The following is a 13,710-nucleotide window of genomic DNA, read 5'->3' as shown; positions in this document are numbered from 1 at the left end:
CGAGGTCAAGAACCCCGAGGCCGACGCCCAGCTGGTCGCCCAGGTGACCGCGGAGCAGCTGTCCAACCGCGTGTCCTTCCGCCGCGCGATGCGCAAGGCCATCCAGTCGGCCATGCGCAGCCCGCAGGTCAAGGGCATCCGCGTGCAGTGCGGCGGCCGCCTCGGCGGCGCCGAGATGTCCCGCTCCGAGCACTACCGCGAGGGCCGGGTGCCGCTGCACACGCTGCGCGCCGACATCGACTACGGCTTCTTCGAGGCCCGCACCACGTTCGGCCGCATCGGCGTCAAGGTGTGGATCTACAAGGGTGACGTGGTCGGCGGCCGGCGTGAGCTCGAGGCGCGTTCGCAGGCGCCGGAGCAGCGCGCGCCGCGCCGGGAGCGTCCGACGAGGGCCCGCCGCTCGGGTGCCTCGGGCACCACGGCGACCAGCACCGAGGCCGGCCGGGCCGCGGCCGAGGCGAATGCCGCCTCGCAGCAGCAGCAGCAGCAGGCCGAGCCCGCCGCAGAGACAGTCGCGCCGGAGAACCCGTCGGTGAACGGGAACGGCAACGCCAGCAACGGGGAGGGCTGAGCAGTGCTCATCCCACGCAAGGTCCGTCACCGCAAGCAGCACCACCCCAAGCGCGGTGGTGCGGCGAAGGGTGGCACCAAGGTCAACTTCGGTGACTACGGGATCCAGGCGCTCACGTCTGCCTACGTGACCAACCGGCAGATCGAGTCCGCTCGTATCGCCATCAACCGGCACATCCGCCGTGGCGGCAAGGTGTGGATCAACATCTTCCCGGACCGCCCGCTGACGAAGAAGCCCGCCGAGACCCGCATGGGTTCGGGTAAGGGCTCGCCGGAGCACTGGATCGCGAACGTCAAGCCGGGCCGCGTCATGTTCGAGCTGAGCTTTCCGAACGAGACGGTGGCCCGCGAGGCGCTGACCCGCGCGATCCACAAGCTCCCGATGAAGTGCCGCATCGTGACGCGTGAAGGTGGTGACTTCTGATGGCCGCTGGTACTCAGGCCTCCGAGCTGCGTGAGCTCAACGACGAGGAGCTGGTGCTGCGTCTGCGGGAGTCGAAGGAAGAGCTGTTCAACCTTCGCTTCCAGATGGCCACCGGGCAGATGGACAACAACCGGCGGCTGCGCACCGTCCGGCACGACATCGCCCGGATCTACACCGTGATGCGTGAGCGCGAGCTGGGTCTCTCGGTGTCGCCCGACGACGTTTCCACTGATGAAGGTGCCGCATGAGCGAGACAACAGACACGCCGCAGAAGGCGCGTGGCCGGCGCAAGGTCCGTGAGGGCCTCGTTGTGTCCGACAAGATGAACAAGACGATCGTGGTCGCGCTCGAGGACCGCAAGAAGCACCCGCTCTACGGCAAGGTCATGCGGTCCACCACGAAGGTCAAGGCGCACGACGAGGAGAACTCGGCGGGCATCGGCGACCGCGTGCTGCTGATGGAGACCCGTCCGCTGTCTGCCACCAAGCGCTGGCGGCTGGTGGAGATCTTGGAGAGGGCAAAGTGATCCAGCAGGAATCGCGACTGCGCGTCGCCGACAACACGGGTGCGAAGGAGATCCTCTGCATCCGCGTGCTCGGCGGTTCCGCGCGGCGCTACGCGGGCATCGGCGACATCATCGTCGCCACGGTCAAGGATGCGATTCCGGGCGCCGGGGTGAAGAAGGGCGACATCGTCAAGGCGGTCATCGTCCGCACCACCAAGGAGAAGCGGCGGCCGGACGGGTCGTACATCCGCTTCGACGAGAACGCCGCCGTGCTGATCAAGCCGGACAACGAGCCCCGCGGGACCCGCATCTTCGGACCGGTCGGTCGCGAGCTGCGCGACAAGAAGTTCATGAAGATCATCTCGCTGGCTCCGGAGGTGCTCTGACATGAAAATCAAGAAGGGCGACACGGTCGTCGTCATCCAGGGCAAGGACAAGGGCGCCAAGGGCAAGGTCATCCACGCCTACCCGAAGACCCGCAAGGTCCTGGTCGAGGGCGTGAACCGGATCAAGAAGCACACCCGGGTGAGCCAGACGCAGCGCGGCGCGAAGACCGGCGGCATCGTCACCCAGGAGGCGCCGATCGACGTCAGCAACGTGATGCTGGTCGTCGACGGGCACGCCGTCCGGGTCGGCTACGAGATCAACGACGAGGGCCGCAAGGTCCGCGTCGCCCGTGGCCCGCACGGCAAGGACAAGGACGGAAAGGCGAAGGAGGTCTGATCATGACCACCGCTGAGAAGATCGTCCCCCGCCTGAAGACGCGCTACCGCGAGGAGATCTCGGCCGGGCTGCAGGAGGAGTTCGACTACTCCAACGCCATGCAGATCCCGCGCGTGGTCAAGGTCGTGGTGAACATGGGCGTCGGCGACGCCGCCCGGGACGGCAAGCTGATCGAGGGCGCGATCAAGGACCTCGCCCTGATCACCGGCCAGAAGCCCCAGGTGCGCAAGGCACGCAAGTCGATCGCGCAGTTCAAGCTGCGCGAGGGCATGCCGATCGGCGCGAAGGTGACCCTGCGCGGGGACTACATGTGGGAGTTCCTGGACCGGCTGCTGACGATCGCCCTGCCGCGTATCCGCGACTTCCGTGGCCTGTCGCCGAAGCAGTTCGACGGCAACGGCAACTACACGTTCGGGCTCAACGAGCAGTCGATGTTCCACGAGATCAACCCGGACTCGATCGACCGGCAGCGCGGGATGGACATCACCGTGGTCACCACGGCGATCAACGACACGGAGGGTCGGGCGCTGCTGCGGCGTCTGGGCTTCCCGTTCAGGGAGAACTGATGGCCAAGAAGGCTCTGGTGCACAAGGCCGCGCAGAAGCCGAAGTTCAAGGTCCGCGGGTACACGCGGTGCCAGCGGTGCGGCCGCCCGCGCGCGGTGTTCCGCAAGTTCGGCCTCTGCCGGGTGTGCCTGCGCGAGATGGCCCACCGCGGCGAGCTGCCCGGCGTGAACAAGTCCAGCTGGTAACGCACAAAATCGCCAAAGGCCCTGGCGGGAACCATGGCGAGAAAGGTTGACAGGTCACCATGACGATGACCGACCCGATCGCAGACTTCCTGACACGTCTGCGCAACGCGAACTCGGCGTACCACGACGAGGTCGTCCTGCCGCACTCGAAGCTGAAGGCGAACATCGCCGACATCCTGCAGCGGGAGGGCTACATCGCCGGCTACCGCAGCGAGGACGGCGAAAAGGGCAAGAACCTCGTCGTCGCCCTGAAGTACGGCCCGAACCGCGAGCGCAGCATCGCCGGTCTGCGGCGGGTGTCGAAGCCCGGCCTGCGGGTGTACGCCAAGTCGGACAACTTGCCGAAGGTGCTCGGCGGCCTGGGCGTGGCGATCATCTCCACGTCCTCGGGTCTGCTCACCGACCGGCAGGCCACCAAGCAGCGAGTGGGCGGGGAAGTCCTCGCCTACGTCTGGTGACGGGAGGGGAGTAGGACATGTCGCGCATCGGAAAGCTGCCGATCCCCGTACCGTCCGGAGTGGACATCACCATCGAGGGCCAGCGGGTAAGCGTGAAGGGTCCCAAGGGGACGCTTGCGCACACCGTCGCCGAGCCGATCACGGTCGAGCGCGGTGAGGACGGGGTCCTGGAGGTCAAGCGTCCCGACGACGAGCGCCGCAGCCGCGCGCTGCACGGGCTCACCCGGACGCTGGTCAACAACCTCGTGGTCGGCGTGACCCAGGGCTACGAGAAGAAGCTCGAGATCCACGGCGTCGGCTACCGCGTGCTGCTCAAGGGCTCGGACCTGGAGTTCTCGCTGGGCTTCAGCCACCCGGTGAAGGTCACCCCGCCCGAGGGCATCACGTTCGCGGTCGAGGGCCCGACCAGGTTCTCCGTGCAGGGGATCGACAAGCAGCGGGTCGGCGAGGTCGCGGCCAACATCCGCAAGCTGCGCAAGCCGGACCCGTACAAGGGCAAGGGCGTGCGGTACGCGGACGAGAAGATCCGCCGCAAGGTCGGAAAGACGGGTAAGTGATCATGAGCGAAGCGTCTGTTACGAAGCGGAAGCCCGTCGGCAGGGACATCTCGACGCGGCGCCGGGTCGCCAAGGCCCGCCGGCACTTCCGGGTGCGGCGCAAGGTCAGCGGCACCCCGGAGCGTCCCCGGCTCGCGGTGACCAGGTCGTCGCGGCACATCGTGGTCCAGCTGGTCGACGACCTGGCCGGGCGCACGCTCGCCTCGGCGTCGAGCCTCGAGGCGGACGTCCGCGCGATGGACGGCGACAAGAAGGCACGCGCCGCCAAGGTCGGCGAGCTCCTCGCCGACCGGGCCAAGAGTGCGGGTGTCACGAAGGTCGTGTTCGACCGGGGTGGCAACGACTACCACGGCCGGATCGCGGCGCTCGCCGACGCGGCCCGCGAAGCCGGGCTGGAGTTCTAGACATGCAGATGTACAACACGGGAAGGATCGCCTGATGCCGGGACGTTCGCGGCAATTCGGCGGCGGCCAGGGCGGCCAGGGTGGCGACCGCGACAACCGCGGCGACCGCCGGGACCGCAGGGACCGTCGCGACGGTGGCCGTGGCGGGGCGGCCCAGGACAAGACCCCGCACCTCGAGCGCGTGGTGGCCATCAACCGGGTCGCCAAGGTCGTGAAGGGTGGTCGCCGGTTCAGCTTCACCGCGCTGGTCGTGGTGGGCGACGGCGACGGCATGGTCGGTGTCGGCTATGGCAAGGCGAAGGAGGTGCCGGCCGCGATCGCCAAGGGCGTGGAGGAGGCCAAGAAGAACTTCTTCAAGGTTCCGCGCATCGGCGGCACCATCCCGCACCCGATCCAGGGCGAGCGCGCCGCCGGCGTCGTCCTCCTGCGTCCGGCCAGCGCCGGTACCGGTGTCATCGCCGGTGGCCCGGTACGTGCCGTGCTGGAGTGCGCGGGCGTCCACGACGTGCTGTCCAAGTCGCTCGGCAGCGACAACGCGATCAACATCGTGCACGCCACCGTGGCGGCGCTGAAGGGCCTGCAGCGTCCGGAGGAGGTCGCGGCCCGCCGCGGCCTGCCGCTGGAGGACGTGGCCCCGGCCGGCATGCTGCGCGCCCGGGCCGCCGGTCAGGGGGTGTGACGCCATGGCACAGCTCAAGGTGACGCAGGTCCGCAGCACCATCGGGACCAAGCGCAACCACCGTGAGTCGCTGCGGACGCTGGGACTGCGCAAGATCCGGCAGACCACCGTCCGGGAGGACACCCCGGAGGTCCGCGGCCTGATCCACACGGTTCGCCACCTGGTGACCGTCGAGGAGGTCGACGACTGATGACGATCAAGATCCATCACCTGCGCCCCGCGCCCGGGGCGAAGACGGAGAAGCATCGCGTCGGCCGCGGTGAGGGCGGCAAGGGCGGCAAGACCGCCGGCCGCGGTACGAAGGGCACCAAGGCGCGCAAGAACGTGCCGGCGCGCTTCGAGGGCGGCCAGATGCCGATCCACATGCGGCTGCCGAAGCTGCGTGGCTTCAAGAACCGCTTCCGCACCGAGTACCAGCCGGTGAACGTGGGCGACATCGCCCGCGCGTTCGCCGACGGCGGCAAGGTCGGCGTGGCGGAGCTCGTCGGCGCGGGCCTGGTCCGCAAGAACGAGCTGGTGAAGGTTCTCGGCAACGGTGACGTCGACGTCAAGCTCGAGGTCACCGCGCACGCGTTCTCCAAGAGCGCGGAGGAGAAGCTCACCGCGGCGGGCGGCAGCGTCACGAAGCTCTGACCGGCCCAACGACGAACGAAGGCCCCCGGCACCAGGTGCCGGGGGCCTTCGTCGTGTCAGGCCATCCTGACCGCGCCGAGCGGCTCCGGCTCAGAACACGGGCACGCCCTCGCGGGTCAGGCGCCAGTTGTCGACGAAGAAGGTCGCCGGGTCGATCGTGCCGGCCGCGGCCGCGTGGTCGATCAGTGCCTGGCGGATCTCCACCTGCTCCTGGTACACCACCGGGGCCTCGCTGACGTGCGGGAAGCCGCCGCCGCCCGAACGCCGGTAGTTGTTCACCGCCACGACGAACTGCTGGTCCGGCGTGACCGCGGCCCCGTCGTAGGACAGGTTCACGATCCGCGAGCCGACCGGCTTCGAGATGTCGATGTCGTACGTGACGCCGGACAGGACGTCGTAGTTGTAGTCCGGCTCGCCACCCGCGTTGGTGAGGGTCTCCGGATCGACGGGCGCGCCCACCGGGGTCTGGTTGAAGTACTTCGCCGAGTACTCGAGGTAGTCCTTGATCTGCGCGCCGGTCATCGTGACCGCTTCGAGCGTGTTGTCGTAGATGTAGAGCCCGGCGATGTCCCGGATCGACACCTCGCCAGCGGGGAACACCGCGGTCCGCGAGAAGGGCGCCGCGACCGAGAGGACCGGCAGGCCGGCCTGCGGCGTGCCCTCGAGGGCCGCGTCGACGGTCTCGGTCTGCACCTGCTGGATGTAGTCCAGGATCGCGGTGTCCTCGTACCGGGACGTCGCCGCCGAGAGCTCCTCGGTCGACTGCGCCACCGGCTGGTTGACGTAGGCCACGGTCTTGTCGTGCTGCGCCCGCAGCAGCGAGGTGATCTTCGGGTCCTCGGGCACGGTGTTCGTGTTGAGCGTCGTCGACGACTTGTCCGCCACCGACCAGCGCCCGTGCGACCACGACAGCGAGAAGTCGACGACCGACAGCCGCGAGCCCCACTTGCTCGGCTCGGTCAGCAGGACCTGCTTGCCGGTCTGCTTGTTGGTCACGAACCTCTCCGGCACGTCGTTGTGCGCGTGCCCGAACAGCACCGCGTCGATGCCCGGCACCTCCTCGGCCACCATCGCCGACGCGTTCTCCACCGGCAGGTCGCCCTGGTAGGACGACATCCCGTTGTCGCCGGCGTGTGCGGTCACCATGACCACGTCCGCGCCGAGCATCCGCAGCACCGGCACCCAGAAGCGTGCCGACTCGACGAGGTCGGTGAAGCGCAGCTTGCCCTCGACGTTCGCCTTGTCCCAGATCGCGATCCCGGGGTTCGTGAGCCCGAGCACGCCGACCTTCACCGGCCGGTGCTTGCCGACCTTCATGGTCTTCATGACGAACGGCAGGTAGGCGGGCAGCCCGGTGCGCGCGTCGACCGCGTTCGCGCCGAGGACCGGGGCCCGCATCTGCCCGATCCATTTCGCGAGGAGCGGCAGCCCGTAGTTGAACTCGTGGTTCCCGAGTGTGACCGCGTCGTACCCGATGGCGTTCATGGCCTTGGCCATCGGATGCGTCTCACCGGTCTCGGTGATGGGCTCGACCTTCGCGTAGTAGTAGTCGAGCGGCGTGCCCTGGATGGTGTCGCCCGAGTCGACGAGCATGGTGTTCGACCGGCCGCGGTCGGCGCGGATCTGGTTCACCAGCGTCGAGACCTTGGCCAGGCCGACGTCGTTGTGGGCGGTGTCGTCGTACTCGGCGTTGCGGAAGTAGTCCCAGTTGACTCCGTTGCCGTGCAGGTCGGACGTCTCCATGACCGTGATCCGCACGTCGTCTCCGCCGGGGGTGCCGGCGGCCGCGGGGGCCGCCGCGGCGAGCCCCGCCGCCACGGTGACGGCCAGGATGGCGGCCGCAGCTCTGTGAATGCGCATCCGCCCATCTCACCGCGCCGGTCAAGAGGCGCTGAACTGCCGTTCGGACTGGGCCGAACGGCGCAGCGCCGACCGGCGGTGACCAGGGGGTGCAAGCGCGCCACGCCGTGCTGTTAGAGTCGTTGACACGCTTCGGGTGGAGTGCACCCCCGGGGCGCTCTGGCTTGCCAGCGCTCTGGTGACCAGACCCAGTCCCGGCCGGTGACGAACCGGCAAAGCCGATCGCCGGCCGAGGTGCCGGCGACGCCGAGGAGGTTCTTGCGTGCTCAGCGCCTTCCGCTCGGCTCTCGCGACGCCGGACCTGCGCCGCAAGATCCTTTTCACCCTGATGATCGTCGCGATCTACCGGGTCGGCGCGCTGCTGCCGTCCCCCGGTGTGTCGTACCCGAACGTCCAGAAGTGCATCCAGGGTGTCAACGACCAGAGCATCTACCAGCTGCTGAACCTGTTCAGCGGCGGCGCGCTGCTGCAGCTTTCGGTGTTCGCGCTGGGCATCATGCCCTACATCACCGCGAGCATCATCATCCAGCTGCTGCGCGTCGTCATCCCACGCTTCGAGCAGCTGCACAAGGAAGGGCAGTCCGGCCAGGCCAAGCTGACGCAGTACACGCGTTACCTGACCGTCGGCCTCGCGATCCTGCAGTCGACCGGCATCATCGCCATGGCCGACCGCGGCCAGCTGTTCGGTGACTGCCCGGACCCGATCATCCCGCAGAACACCACGTTCAACCTCGCGATGATCGTCGTCACGATGACCGCCGGCACGGCCGTCATCATGTGGTTCGGCGAGCTCATCACCGAGCGCGGCATCGGCAACGGCATGTCGCTGCTGATGTTCGTCAACATCGCGGCGCGCATCCCGGCCGAGGGCGCGAACATCCTGCGCAACGGCGGCGGCCTCATCTTCACCGTGGTCTGCGCGTTCGGCCTGCTGATCATCGTCGGCGTCGTGTTCCTCGAGCAGGGCCAGCGGCGCATCCCGGTGCAGTACGCCAAGCGCATGGTCGGCCGCCGCATGTACGGCGGCACGTCGACCTACCTGCCGATGAAGGTCAACCAGGCCGGCGTCATCCCGATCATCTTCGCGTCGTCGCTGCTGTACCTGCCGGACCTGATCACCCGGCTCACCGGCAACACGAACAGCTGGTGGAGCCGGTTCGTCGCGGACCACCTGTCCAGCCAGTCCGACTGGGTGCACATCGCGACGTACTTCGCGCTGATCATCTTCTTCACGTACTTCTACATCAGCATCCAGTTCAACCCGAACGAGCGCGCCGAGGACATGCGCAAGTACGGCGGCTTCATCCCGGGCATCCGTCCGGGCCGGCCGACGGCCGAGTACCTCAGCTTCGTGCTGAGCCGGATCACCCTGCCCGGGTCGATCTACCTCGGTGTCATCGCCGTGCTGCCGAACTTCTTCCTCGACCTCACCGGGTCGGGCCAGAACCAGAACTTCCCCTTCGGCGGTACCGCTGTGCTGATCATGGTCGGTGTGGGTCTGGACACCGTCAAGCAGATCGAGAGCCAGCTGATGCAGCGCAACTACGAAGGGTTCCTCAAGTGACGCGACTCGTTCTCGTTGGTCCGCCAGGTGCGGGCAAGGGCACCCAGGCGACGGCGCTGAGCGAGAAGCTGTCGATCCCGCACATCTCGACGGGGGACCTGTTCCGCGCGCACATCGGTGACGGCACGGAGCTCGGCAGGCGGGTCAAGCAGTACCTCGACGACGGCGACCTGGTGCCGGACGAGATCACGAACCAGCTCGTCGAGGAGCGGCTCGCCGAGCCGGACACCGACGGGGGCTTCCTGCTCGACGGCTTCCCCCGCAACGTCGGCCAGGCCGACGTGCTGAGCAAGGTGCTGGCCGAGTCGGACAAGAAGCTGGACGCGGTCGTGCAGCTGCAGGTCGACGAGGACGTGGTCGTGCAGCGCCTGCTGGCCCGTGGCCGCGCGGACGACAACGAGGACGTCATCCGCAACCGGCAGCGTGTCTACCGTGCGGAGACCGCGCCGCTGCTGGACTACTACCGGGACATCCTGGTCACCGTGGACGGCGTCGGCGACGTCGAGGAGATCACCAATCGGGTGTTGAGCGCGCTCCGCGATCGGACGTGACTCGCGGTGGGCTGCTCGGCTCGCTGCGGCTGTCCATGCAGTCGTGGCGGGGCAGGATGATCGAGCTGAAGGCCCCGGCCGAGCTCGAGGCCATGCGCGCGGCGGGCCTGGTGGTCGCGTCCGCGCTCAAGAACGTCACGGAGGCCGTCCGCCCCGGCGTGCACACGGCCGAGCTGGACGAGATCGCCGAGCAGACCATCCGGGATGCCGGCGCGGTGCCGAGCTTCAAGGGCTACCACGGCTTTCCCGCGAGCATCTGCGCGTCGGTGAACGAGCAGATCGTGCACGGCATCCCGAGCGCGAGCCAGCTCCTCGCGGACGGCGACCTACTGTCGGTCGACTGCGGCGCCATCCTGGACGGCTGGCACGGCGACTCGGCGGTCACGGTGCACGTGGGCGCCCCGAACCCGCTGGACCAGGCACTGTCGGAAGCGACGCGGGCCGCCATGCAGGCCGGCATCGAAGCCGTCCGTCCCGACGGCCGCCTGACGGACATCTCGCACGCGGTGGAGAACGCGATCCACGCGGCGGAGCGGGCGAACCATCGCAAGTACGGCATCATCCGCGAGTACGGCGGCCACGGCATCGGCCGGGCGATGCACATGGAGCCGTTCCTGCCGAACTACGGCAAGCCCGGCAAGGGCCCGAGGCTGCGGATCGGCATGGCGATAGCCATCGAGCCGATGCTCACGCTGGGCGGCGAACGCACGGAAGAGCTGGACGACGGCTGGACTGTGGTCACCGTGGACGGCTCGAGGGCAGCGCACTGGGAACACACGGTGGCGATCACCGAAGACGGCCCCTGGGTCCTCACCGCCCCGTAAGCGGCGCGGACCCGCCAAGACGCCCCAGACGGCGGCCGCCGGCCCCCGATTTCCAGCGTAGTGAGCGCCGCCGACAAATCGAGCGCGGCGATCCACAGGTCAGGAGCAAAATGACCTTGTGCTGGAGGAGGAGCGGGGAACCACGACCCGACGCTGGTGGCTGACCAGGCCGTTCCTGATCATCGTAGTGGCGGGCTGCTTCCATCTGGGCCGCGGCGCCGCGGTCGACGGCATCGTCTTCCTGGCCACCGCGGCCGCCCTGGCCGTGGCCGAGATACGCGAGCCCCGCCCGCCGCGCGCCCGGGAGGTCCCCGCCTCGGTCGCCCTCCTGGCCGTCCCCGCCGGCGCGCTCGTCGCGATGTGGCGGCCGGGCACGCTTCCCGTCGCGATCGCCGTCGCCGTGACCGGGCCGCCGATGCTCTACCTGGCGCTCGCGACAGGTGGTCACGGAGAGCACGCGAACGCTGGCACCTGGTGGCCCTGGGCGGTGACGGGCGTCGCGATCTGCCTCTGGGAGCTCACCTCGTTCCTCCAGCAGAGTGATGTCGACACAGCCAACCCGGACCATCCGACGTTGAGTGCGGTCCTCGAACCGATCTTCGTCCACAATCCCGGGCGCACGGTGATGATCACGGTCTGGCTGGCCGCGGGCGTCCTGCTCGCCCGCCTGATGCTGCGGAGTCGGCCGTGCACGCGCTGACAGTCACGGTGTTTGCCCTGCTCGGAGCGGGTCTCGTGGTCCTGGAGCTGGTGGGTCGGCGGTCCGGCGCACGGATTCCGACGGTCGGCAGGCTGCTCCGGGTGGCCATGCACAAGCGGCCGGCGCTGGTGCTCGTGGTGCTCACGTGGTGGTGGTTCGGGTGGCACTTCTTCGTTTCGGGGGGCTGATTTCTCCTCGTCACGAAGAGTGCGTACACTAGATCGGTGGCGCAGCCTGTTGCGCCGGTTTCCGTCATGCGTACCGCCCGTCAGGGTTCATGCAGGGCGGTATGCGTTCGATCATGAAGCAGAGCACGAAACGCGGAGGACATGGGCAAGAAGGACGGGGCCATCGAGGTCGAAGGCCGTGTGGTCGAGCCGCTCCCCAACGCGATGTTCCGTGTCGAGTTGGAGAACGGGCACAAGGTCCTCGCACACATCAGCGGCAAGATGCGGCAGCACTACATCCGCATCCTGCCCGAGGACCGGGTGGTCGTGGAGCTGTCGCCCTACGATCTGTCCCGCGGCCGAATCGTCTACCGCTACAAGTAGGGCCAGGAGAACGAAGGACGTGAAGGTCCAGCCGAGCGTCAAGAAGATCTGCGACAAGTGCAAGGTGATCCGCCGGCATGGCCGGGTCATGGTGATCTGCGAGAACCTGCGCCACAAGCAGCGTCAGGGCTGAGCACTGGCAGTAGACGCACAAATGAAGATGCCCTCCCCACACCTGCCGGGTCATACGGACCCGGTTCACCCTCGGACCAGGCCGGGGCCCGGACAGCAACCCGGGGCGGTCGGGGAGCAGACCTGGAAGAAGACGAACTAGAGGAGACATGGCACGAGTTGCTGGCGTCGACCTCCCCCGCGAGAAGCGGATGGAGATCGCGCTGACCTACATCTACGGCATCGGCCGTACCCGCTCGAAGGAGCTGCTGGACGCGACGGGCATCAGCCCGGACCTGCGCGCCAAGGACCTGTCCGACGAGGACGTGGCCAGGCTCCGCGACCACATCGAGGCCAACTACCGCGTCGAGGGTGACCTGCGGCGCGAGGTCAATGCGGACATCCGCCGGAAGATCGAGATCGGTTGCTACGAAGGCCTGCGGTGGCGCCGCGGTCTGCCCGTCCGCGGTCAGCGGACCAAGACCAACGCCCGCACCCGCAAGGGCCCGAAGAAGACCGTGGCCGGCAAGAAGAAGGCTGGGAAGAAGTGACCAAGAGCCGCGGCAGCGTGGTACCCGTCGTCCCGCAGCGGCGACGCAACCGTCAGTTCGTGGCCTTGCAGGTGGCGCCCCGCAGCGCTCGCCCGCAGGCGCTTCGCGACCTCTACCTGGATGCGGGTACGCGCATCCGGCGTGCCGACGAGGCCGAGGCAGCCGAGATCCCAGTCGCACCCCAGACCTCGCGTTAGTCAGGAGATTTCCACAGCGATGCCACCGAAGTCCCGTACGGGCGCCGGAGTCAAGAAGGTCCGGCGCAAGGAGAAGAAGAACGTCTCGCACGGCCACGCGCACATCAAGAGCACGTTCAACAACACGATCGTCTCGATCACCGACCCCAACGGCAACGTGATCAGCTGGGCGTCCAGCGGCCACGTCGGCTTCAAGGGTTCGCGCAAGTCGACCCCGTTCGCGGCGCAGATGGCCGCCGAGAACGCCGCCCGCAAGGCCGCCGAGCACGGCATGCGCAAGGTCGACGTGTTCGTGAAGGGCCCGGGCTCGGGCCGGGAGACCGCGATCCGGTCGCTGCAGGCGGCCGGCCTCGAGGTCGGCACCATCCAGGACGTCACCCCGCAGCCGCACAACGGCTGCCGGCCGCCGAAGCGGCGTCGGGTCTAGGGGCGGGGAGGAGTAGAGAACCATGGCTCGTTACACCGGCCCCGCGACCCGCAAGTCGCGTCGTCTCAAGGTCGACCTCGTCGGCGGCGACCGTGCCTTCGAGCGCCGTCCCTACCCGCCCGGCCAGCACGGCCGCGGCCGCATCAAGGAGAGCGAGTACCTCCTGCAGCTCCAGGAGAAGCAGAAGGCTCGCTACACCTACGGCGTGCTGGAGAAGCAGTTCCGCCGCTACTACGAGCAGGCCGCGCGCACCAAGGGCAAGACCGGTGAGGCGCTGCTGCAGCTGCTCGAGTCCCGGCTGGACAACGTCGTGTATCGCGCGGGCCTGGCCCGCACGCGGCGGCAGGCCCGGCAGCTCGTCAGCCACGGCCACTTCACGGTCAACGGCAAGAAGGTCAACGTCCCGAGCTACCAGGTGTCGAAGTTCGACATCGTCGACGTGAAGCCGAAGTCGCTGAACACGCTGCCGTTCGTTGCGGCGAAGGAGTCCTTCGGCGACCGGCCGATTCCCGGCTGGCTGCAGGTCGTCCCGAACAACCTGCGAATCCTCGTGCACCAGCTGCCTGAGCGCGCACAGATCGACGTGCCCGTGCAGGAGCAGCTGATCGTCGAGTTCTACTCGAAGTGATTCACCCGGGAGGCGGCGATGTGCCGCCTCCCGGTCCCAGCG

At 68.3% G+C, this 13,710-nt stretch carries 25 protein-coding genes; 24 read left to right on the top strand and 1 reads right to left on the bottom strand.

What is annotated here, in order from left to right; all coding sequences use genetic code 11:
- The 14 genes from rpsC to rplO form a co-directional block, all read left to right on the top strand.
- A partial coding sequence (gene rpsC / locus VH969_RS07565; protein WP_331972571.1) for a 30S ribosomal protein S3 occupies window positions 1-571 on the top strand: 571 nt, incomplete at its 5' end.
- Between the two features lie 3 nt (window positions 572-574).
- A complete protein-coding gene (gene rplP / locus VH969_RS07560; RefSeq protein ID WP_331972569.1) occupies window positions 575-994 on the top strand; it encodes a 50S ribosomal protein L16 in 420 nt (139 codons plus the stop codon).
- Window positions 994-1,242 carry a 50S ribosomal protein L29 gene (gene rpmC, locus VH969_RS07555; protein ID WP_331972566.1) on the top strand — a complete coding sequence of 83 codons (249 nt, stop codon included), beginning with the start codon at window positions 994-996 and terminating at the stop codon, window positions 1,240-1,242. The genes rplP and rpmC overlap by 1 nt, the downstream gene beginning before the upstream one ends.
- The gene (gene rpsQ / locus VH969_RS07550; protein ID WP_331972563.1) at window positions 1,239-1,520 is read left to right on the top strand and encodes a 30S ribosomal protein S17; all 282 of its coding nucleotides are present in this window, start codon (window positions 1,239-1,241) and stop codon (window positions 1,518-1,520) included. Before rpmC ends, rpsQ begins: the two co-directional genes overlap by 4 nt.
- A complete protein-coding gene (rplN, locus tag VH969_RS07545) occupies window positions 1,517-1,885 on the top strand; it encodes a 50S ribosomal protein L14 (protein WP_331972560.1) in 369 nt (122 codons plus the stop codon). The genes rpsQ and rplN overlap by 4 nt, the downstream gene beginning before the upstream one ends.
- Window position 1,886: 1 nt before the next feature.
- Window positions 1,887-2,222 (top strand): 50S ribosomal protein L24, encoded by a 336-nt coding sequence (gene rplX / locus VH969_RS07540; RefSeq protein WP_331972557.1) that lies wholly within the window; start codon window positions 1,887-1,889, stop codon window positions 2,220-2,222.
- Window positions 2,223-2,224: 2 nt separating this feature from the next.
- Window positions 2,225-2,788 carry a 50S ribosomal protein L5 gene (gene rplE / locus VH969_RS07535; protein WP_331972554.1) on the top strand — a complete coding sequence of 188 codons (564 nt, stop codon included), beginning with the start codon at window positions 2,225-2,227 and terminating at the stop codon, window positions 2,786-2,788.
- Entirely contained in the window at window positions 2,788-2,973 is a 186-nt protein-coding gene (locus tag VH969_RS07530; protein WP_075126570.1) for a type Z 30S ribosomal protein S14, read from the top strand. The genes rplE and VH969_RS07530 overlap by 1 nt, the downstream gene beginning before the upstream one ends.
- A 59-nt stretch (window positions 2,974-3,032) precedes the next feature.
- Window positions 3,033-3,431 carry a 30S ribosomal protein S8 gene (gene rpsH / locus VH969_RS07525; RefSeq protein WP_331972545.1) on the top strand — a complete coding sequence of 133 codons (399 nt, stop codon included), beginning with the start codon at window positions 3,033-3,035 and terminating at the stop codon, window positions 3,429-3,431.
- Window positions 3,432-3,448: 17 nt separating this feature from the next.
- A complete protein-coding gene (gene rplF, locus VH969_RS07520) occupies window positions 3,449-3,988 on the top strand; it encodes a 50S ribosomal protein L6 (RefSeq protein ID WP_331972542.1) in 540 nt (179 codons plus the stop codon).
- Window positions 3,989-3,990: 2 nt separating this feature from the next.
- Complete coding sequence (gene rplR, locus VH969_RS07515) at window positions 3,991-4,392, top strand: 50S ribosomal protein L18 (RefSeq protein WP_331972539.1); 402 nt, start codon at window positions 3,991-3,993, stop codon at window positions 4,390-4,392.
- Window positions 4,393-4,426: 34 nt separating this feature from the next.
- Window positions 4,427-5,071, top strand: coding sequence for a 30S ribosomal protein S5 (gene rpsE / locus VH969_RS07510; protein ID WP_331972537.1), 645 nt, complete (start codon window positions 4,427-4,429; stop codon window positions 5,069-5,071).
- A gap of 4 nt (window positions 5,072-5,075) precedes the next feature.
- Complete coding sequence (gene rpmD, locus VH969_RS07505) at window positions 5,076-5,261, top strand: 50S ribosomal protein L30 (protein WP_331972534.1); 186 nt, start codon at window positions 5,076-5,078, stop codon at window positions 5,259-5,261.
- Window positions 5,258-5,704, top strand: coding sequence for a 50S ribosomal protein L15 (gene rplO / locus VH969_RS07500; protein WP_331972580.1), 447 nt, complete (start codon window positions 5,258-5,260; stop codon window positions 5,702-5,704). Before rpmD ends, rplO begins: the two co-directional genes overlap by 4 nt.
- 90 nt (window positions 5,705-5,794) lie before the next feature.
- On the opposite strand, the gene VH969_RS07495 is transcribed toward rplO, so the two are convergent.
- Window positions 5,795-7,564, bottom strand: coding sequence for a 5'-nucleotidase C-terminal domain-containing protein (locus tag VH969_RS07495; RefSeq protein WP_331972531.1), 1,770 nt, complete (start codon window positions 7,562-7,564; stop codon window positions 5,795-5,797).
- A gap of 262 nt (window positions 7,565-7,826) precedes the next feature.
- Between VH969_RS07495 and secY the strand changes: the two genes are divergently transcribed.
- From secY to rpsD, 10 genes are all read left to right on the top strand, one after another.
- Window positions 7,827-9,128, top strand: a complete 1,302-nt coding sequence (gene secY, locus VH969_RS07490) for a preprotein translocase subunit SecY (protein WP_331972528.1) — start codon at window positions 7,827-7,829, stop codon at window positions 9,126-9,128.
- Complete coding sequence (locus VH969_RS07485; RefSeq protein ID WP_331972525.1) at window positions 9,125-9,679, top strand: adenylate kinase; 555 nt, start codon at window positions 9,125-9,127, stop codon at window positions 9,677-9,679. The genes secY and VH969_RS07485 overlap by 4 nt, the downstream gene beginning before the upstream one ends.
- 56 nt (window positions 9,680-9,735) lie before the next feature.
- Window positions 9,736-10,503, top strand: coding sequence for a type I methionyl aminopeptidase (gene map / locus VH969_RS07480; protein WP_331972577.1), 768 nt, complete (start codon window positions 9,736-9,738; stop codon window positions 10,501-10,503).
- A gap of 118 nt (window positions 10,504-10,621) precedes the next feature.
- Window positions 10,622-11,203, top strand: coding sequence for a hypothetical protein (locus tag VH969_RS07475; protein WP_331972522.1), 582 nt, complete (start codon window positions 10,622-10,624; stop codon window positions 11,201-11,203).
- Entirely contained in the window at window positions 11,191-11,391 is a 201-nt protein-coding gene (locus VH969_RS07470; RefSeq protein WP_331972519.1) for a DUF6186 family protein, read from the top strand. The genes VH969_RS07475 and VH969_RS07470 overlap by 13 nt, the downstream gene beginning before the upstream one ends.
- Window positions 11,392-11,532: 141 nt before the next feature.
- A complete protein-coding gene (gene infA / locus VH969_RS07465) occupies window positions 11,533-11,754 on the top strand; it encodes a translation initiation factor IF-1 (protein ID WP_005166804.1) in 222 nt (73 codons plus the stop codon).
- Between the two features lie 19 nt (window positions 11,755-11,773).
- Window positions 11,774-11,887, top strand: coding sequence for a 50S ribosomal protein L36 (gene rpmJ, locus VH969_RS07460; RefSeq protein ID WP_010148647.1), 114 nt, complete (start codon window positions 11,774-11,776; stop codon window positions 11,885-11,887).
- 148 nt (window positions 11,888-12,035) lie between these two features.
- Window positions 12,036-12,416, top strand: a complete 381-nt coding sequence (gene rpsM, locus VH969_RS07455) for a 30S ribosomal protein S13 (RefSeq protein WP_331972478.1) — start codon at window positions 12,036-12,038, stop codon at window positions 12,414-12,416.
- 216 nt (window positions 12,417-12,632) lie between these two features.
- Window positions 12,633-13,040, top strand: a complete 408-nt coding sequence (rpsK, locus tag VH969_RS07450; protein WP_331972475.1) for a 30S ribosomal protein S11 — start codon at window positions 12,633-12,635, stop codon at window positions 13,038-13,040.
- Between the two features lie 22 nt (window positions 13,041-13,062).
- Entirely contained in the window at window positions 13,063-13,668 is a 606-nt protein-coding gene (gene rpsD, locus VH969_RS07445) for a 30S ribosomal protein S4 (RefSeq protein WP_331972472.1), read from the top strand.
- Window positions 13,669-13,710 lie beyond the last annotated feature (42 nt).

The sequence above is a fragment of the Actinophytocola sp. genome (assembly GCF_036555685.1).
GTDB lineage: Bacteria > Actinomycetota > Actinomycetes > Mycobacteriales > Pseudonocardiaceae > Actinophytocola.
This window is presented reverse-complemented; position numbering and strand designations above follow the sequence as displayed.

Coding starts and splice junctions, on each gene's coding strand:
- rpsM (WP_331972478.1), top strand. CDS start 12,036: ATGGCACGAGTTGCTGGCGTCGACCTCCCCCGCGAGAAGCGGATGGAG.
- rpmD (WP_331972534.1), top strand. CDS start 5,076: ATGGCACAGCTCAAGGTGACGCAGGTCCGCAGCACCATCGGGACCAAG.
- infA (WP_005166804.1), top strand. CDS start 11,533: ATGGGCAAGAAGGACGGGGCCATCGAGGTCGAAGGCCGTGTGGTCGAG.
- rpmC (WP_331972566.1), top strand. CDS start 994: ATGGCCGCTGGTACTCAGGCCTCCGAGCTGCGTGAGCTCAACGACGAG.
- rplR (WP_331972539.1), top strand. CDS start 3,991: ATGAGCGAAGCGTCTGTTACGAAGCGGAAGCCCGTCGGCAGGGACATC.
- rplX (WP_331972557.1), top strand. CDS start 1,887: ATGAAAATCAAGAAGGGCGACACGGTCGTCGTCATCCAGGGCAAGGAC.
- map (WP_331972577.1), top strand. CDS start 9,736: ATGATCGAGCTGAAGGCCCCGGCCGAGCTCGAGGCCATGCGCGCGGCG.
- rpsQ (WP_331972563.1), top strand. CDS start 1,239: ATGAGCGAGACAACAGACACGCCGCAGAAGGCGCGTGGCCGGCGCAAG.
- rpsH (WP_331972545.1), top strand. CDS start 3,033: ATGACGATGACCGACCCGATCGCAGACTTCCTGACACGTCTGCGCAAC.
- rplF (WP_331972542.1), top strand. CDS start 3,449: ATGTCGCGCATCGGAAAGCTGCCGATCCCCGTACCGTCCGGAGTGGAC.
- VH969_RS07495 (WP_331972531.1), bottom strand. CDS start 7,564: ATGCGCATTCACAGAGCTGCGGCCGCCATCCTGGCCGTCACCGTGGCG.
- rpsD (WP_331972472.1), top strand. CDS start 13,063: ATGGCTCGTTACACCGGCCCCGCGACCCGCAAGTCGCGTCGTCTCAAG.
- VH969_RS07530 (WP_075126570.1), top strand. CDS start 2,788: ATGGCCAAGAAGGCTCTGGTGCACAAGGCCGCGCAGAAGCCGAAGTTC.
- rpsE (WP_331972537.1), top strand. CDS start 4,427: ATGCCGGGACGTTCGCGGCAATTCGGCGGCGGCCAGGGCGGCCAGGGT.
- rpsK (WP_331972475.1), top strand. CDS start 12,633: ATGCCACCGAAGTCCCGTACGGGCGCCGGAGTCAAGAAGGTCCGGCGC.
- rplE (WP_331972554.1), top strand. CDS start 2,225: ATGACCACCGCTGAGAAGATCGTCCCCCGCCTGAAGACGCGCTACCGC.